General features: G+C 45.4%; 1 protein-coding gene. It reads right to left on the minus strand.

Going from position 1 to position 990, the window contains the following annotated elements:
* On the minus strand, positions 1-990 hold a 990-nt coding region (gene benE, locus ACS8FD_RS17150), incomplete at both ends, for a benzoate/H(+) symporter BenE (RefSeq protein WP_439276734.1).

Below are 990 nucleotides of genomic sequence, written 5' to 3' on the forward strand. Positions count from 1 at the left end.
GCAGAAATGGCACCGATTAATGCAAGGCCGGCCAGTGCCGCGACAAGCTCTTTTGGAAGCAAGCTAAATACCATCACGATACTGCCAGCAAATAAACCGCCAAATAAATAGAAGATGCCATTAGCGACACCTGCGATATAGCGCTTTTCCTTAAGTTCATGCGCATCTTTGCCAGTACAAAGCGCGGCTGTGATAGCGGCAAGTACGATAGTGATACCACCAACACATGCAACTGCTAACGAGGCGAGGCTTGTAACACTCACAATAGGCTTGGCTGGCGTGTCGTAACCGCTAAGATTTAAAATAGCCATACCGGGTAAAAACTGGCCAGTTAAGCTCACAAGGATGAGTGGTATAGCGAGGTTAAACGTTGAGTTCCACGACCATTCAGGGGCAATAAAAGTAGGTATAGTGATGGCTAAATCGAAATGGACAGGGTTCATTTTGCCAAGTAAGACGCTTAAGATAACACCGCACAGTAGTACCCAAATCATCGTATAGCGCGGCGAAAAGCGTTTGGCTAATAAATAGCAACCGAGCATGCTAAAGACGATAAATGGCATGCTATCAGTGGCTTTAAATAATTCTAAGCCGAATTGAAATAGAATCCCTGCCATCATGCCAGCGGCGATACCGTTAGGAATCCATTTTAATATTTTGTCGAAGTAACCTGTTGCCCCCACGATAAATATGACAATCGCTGAGATGATATAACCGGCAACAGCTTCATTAATACTCATCTGTGGAAATAGGGTAACCAGTAAAGCGGTACCAGGGGCGGACCATGCTGTAATAACCGGTGTTTTATATTTAATGGATAAATATATACCAGGAATGGCAGCACCGATGGAGATACCCCAAATCCAAGACGCCATCATGGCATCTGAAACTTGTGCGGCTTGTGCGGCCTGAAAAAAAATAATTAAAGGCCCCGCATAAGAAATAAGAACCGCTAAGAACCCTGCAACCGATGCGGAGAGCGACCAGTCG

It is taken from the genome of Psychrobacter sp. 1U2 (assembly GCF_051847575.1).